The sequence below is a fragment of the Micromonospora sp. C97 genome, assembly GCF_018070385.1.
Classification (GTDB): Bacteria; Actinomycetota; Actinomycetes; order Mycobacteriales; family Micromonosporaceae; genus Micromonospora; species Micromonospora parva.
This window is the reverse complement of the sequence record NZ_JAGPXU010000055.1, coordinates 1-3,398: the sequence shown is the minus strand read 5'-3', so window position 1 is coordinate 3,398 and position 3,398 is coordinate 1. Positions and strand designations below refer to the sequence as shown.

At 56.4% G+C, this 3,398-nt stretch carries 2 rRNA genes; both read left to right on the top strand.

Annotated features, from left to right (window positions below):
* The first annotated feature begins 80 nt into the window (after nt 1-80).
* A 23S ribosomal RNA gene (locus tag KBX26_RS31955) occupies nt 81-3,190 on the top strand.
* Nucleotides 3,191-3,275: 85 nt separating this feature from the next.
* A 5S ribosomal RNA gene (gene rrf, locus KBX26_RS31950) occupies nt 3,276-3,392 on the top strand.
* The last annotated feature ends 6 nt before the right edge of the window (nt 3,393-3,398 follow it).

The following is a 3,398-nucleotide window of genomic DNA, read 5'->3' as shown; positions in this document are numbered from 1 at the left end:
TGTTGGGTTTGGTGTGGGGCGGATCGGGTTGTGGGTTGGTCGTTTGTTGAGAATTGCACAGTGGACGCGAGCATCTTTGTGGTCAAGTTGTCAAGGGCGAACGGTGAATGCCTTGGCACCAGGAGCCGATGAAGGACGTGGGAGGCCGCGATAGGCCTGGGGGAGCTGTCAACCAAGCTGTGATCCCAGGGTGTCCGAATGGGGAAACCTGGCACCAGTCATGTGGTGTCACCCACACCTGAACACATAGGGTGTGTGGAGGGAACGCGGGGAAGTGAAACATCTCAGTACCCGTAGGAAGAGAAAACAATTTAGTGATTCCGTGAGTAGTGGCGAGCGAAAGCGGATCGAGGCTAAACCGGCTGCGTGTGATACCTGTCAGGGGTTGCGTGGTCGGGGTTGTGGGACCCTGCTGAACAAGCTGACACTTGTTCGAGAAGTTACAAAGTTAGTGGCTAGTCGAACAGTCTGGAATGGCTGACCGTAGACGGTGAGAGTCCGGTAGGTGAAAGTTGCTGACCTTCTGTGGGTGTTCCCGAGTAGCGGCGGACCCCTGAAATCTGCCGTGAATCTGCCAGGACCACCTGGTAAGCCTAAATACTTCCTGGTGACCGATAGCGGACAAGTACCGTGAGGGAATGGTGAAAAGTACCCCGGGAGGGGAGTGAAATAGTACCTGAAACCGTTCGCCTACAATCCGTCGGAGCCTTGCGGGGTGACGGCGTGCCTTTTGAAGAATGAGCCTGCGAGTTAGTGGCATGTGGCGAGGTTAACCCGTGTGGGGGAGCCGTAGCGAAAGCGAGTCTGAATAGGGCGATTCAGTCGCGTGTCCTAGACCCGAAGCGGAGTGATCTAGCCATGGGCAGGCTGAAGCGCGGGTAAGACCGCGTGGAGGGCCGAACCCACCAATGTTGAAAAATTGGGGGATGACCTGTGGTTAGGGGTGAAAGGCCAATCAAACTCCGTGATAGCTGGTTCTCCCCGAAATGCATTTAGGTGCAGCGTCGCGTGTTTCTTGCCGGAGGTAGAGCACTGGATGGTCTAGGGGGCCCACAAGCTTACCGAAATCAGCCAAACTCCGAATGCCGGTAAGTGAGAGCGCGGCAGTGAGACTGCGGGGGATAAGCTTCGTAGTCGAGAGGGAAACAGCCCAGATCACCAGCTAAGGCCCCTAAGCGTGTGCTAAGTGGAAAAGGATGTGGGGTCGCATAGACAACCAGGAGGTTGGCTTAGAAGCAGCCACCCTTTAAAGAGTGCGTAATAGCTCACTGGTCAAGTGGTTCCGCGCCGACAATGTAGCGGGGCTCAAGCACACCGCCGAAGCTGTGGCATTCACATTTTAACCTCGCTTGGACTTGATTCCTTGTGCAGGTGTGTGGATGGGTAGGGGAGCGTCGTGCCGCGAGTGAAGCAGCGGGGTGACCCAGTTGTGGACGCGGCACGAGTGAGAATGCAGGCATGAGTAGCGAAAGAAGGGTGAGAAACCCTTCCGCCGGATGACCAAGGGTTCCAGGGCCAGGCTAATCCGCCCTGGGTGAGTCGGGACCTAAGGCGAGGCCGAGAGGCGTAGTCGATGGACAACGGGTTGATATTCCCGTACCCGCGAAAGAGCGTCCCTGATGAACCTCGTTGTGCTAACCACCCAAACCATCCAAGACCTTCGGGTTGAGGGTGGGGAGCGTGGGAACCTGATGGGTAGTAGTCAAGCGATGGGGTGACGCAGGAAGGTAGCTGAGCCCGGCCGGTGGTTGTGCCGGGGTAAGCGTGTAGGCCGTGGTGTAGGCAAATCCGCACCACATGAAGGCTGAGACGTGATGCCGAGCCGATTCAGGTGAAGTCAGTGATCCTATGCTGCCGAGAAAAGCCTCTAGCGAGTTCTTAGCGGCCCGTACCCCAAACCGACACAGGTGGTCAGGTAGAGAATACCGAGGCGATCGGGCGAACTGTGGTTAAGGAACTCGGCAAATTGCCCCCGTAACTTAGGGAGAAGGGGGGCCGGAGACGTGAAGCCCCGCGCGGGTGGAGCGTTGTATGGCCGCAGAGAGCAGGGGGAAGCGACTGTTTACTAAAAACACAGGTCCATGCGAAGAAGTAATTCGATGTATATGGACTGACGCCTGCCCGGTGCTGGAACGTTAAGGGGACCTGTTAGCTCTTTTGGGGCGAAGCGGAGAACTTAAGCGCCAGTAAACGGCGGTGGTAACTATAACCATCCTAAGGTAGCGAAATTCCTTGTCGGGTAAGTTCCGACCTGCACGAATGGCGTAACGACTTCCCCACTGTCTCAACCACAGGCCCGGCGAAATTGCAGTACGAGTAAAGATGCTCGTTACGCGCGGCAGGACGGAAAGACCCCGGGACCTTTACTATAGCTTGACATTGGTACTCGAATTAGCTTGTGTAGGATAGGTGGGAGCCGGTGAAGTCCATACGCCAGTATGGGTGGAGGCAATCTTGAAATACCACTCTGGTTGATTTGGGTATCTAACTTCGGACCGTTATCCGGTTCAGGGACAGTGTCTGGTGGGTAGTTTAACTGGGGCGGTTGCCTCCTAAAAGGTAACGGAGGCGCCCAAAGGTTCCCTCAGCCTGGTTGGCAATCAGGTGTTGAGTGCAAGTACACAAGGGAGCTTGACTGTGAGACTGACAGGTCGAGCAGGGACGAAAGTCGGGACTAGTGATCCGGCACTTGCGAGTGGAAGCGGTGTCGCTCAACGGATAAAAGGTACCCCGGGGATAACAGGCTGATCTTCCCCAAGAGTCCATATCGACGGGATGGTTTGGCACCTCGATGTCGGCTCGTCGCATCCTGGGGCTGTAGCAGGTCCCAAGGGTTGGGCTGTTCGCCCATTAAAGCGGTACGCGAGCTGGGTTTAGAACGTCGTGAGACAGTTCGGTCCCTATCCGCCGTGCGCGTAGGATACTTGAGAAGGGCTGTCCCTAGTACGAGAGGACCGGGACGGACGAACCTCTGGTGTGCCAGTTGTCCTGCCAAGGGCACGGCTGGTTAGCTACGTTCGGAAGGGATAACCGCTGAAAGCATCTAAGCGGGAAGCCTGCTTCAAGATGAGGTATCCCACCCACTTTGTGGGGTAAGGCCCCCAGCTAGACGACTGGGTTGATAGGCCGGAAATGTAAGCCCGGTAACGGGTTCAGTTGACCGGTACTAATAGGCCGAGGACTTGACTACTAAGCTGCTACGCGTCCACTGTGCAACTCTGAACAAGCGAACACCCGTGAAATCGTGCCGGGGTTGTTTGATATGTTCATAGAGTTACGGCGGTCATGGCGGAGGGGAAACGCCCGGTTACATTCCGAACCCGGAAGCTAAGCCCTCCAGCGCCGATGGTACTGCACTCGTGAGGGTGTGGGAGAGTAGGACGCCGCCGGACAATCTT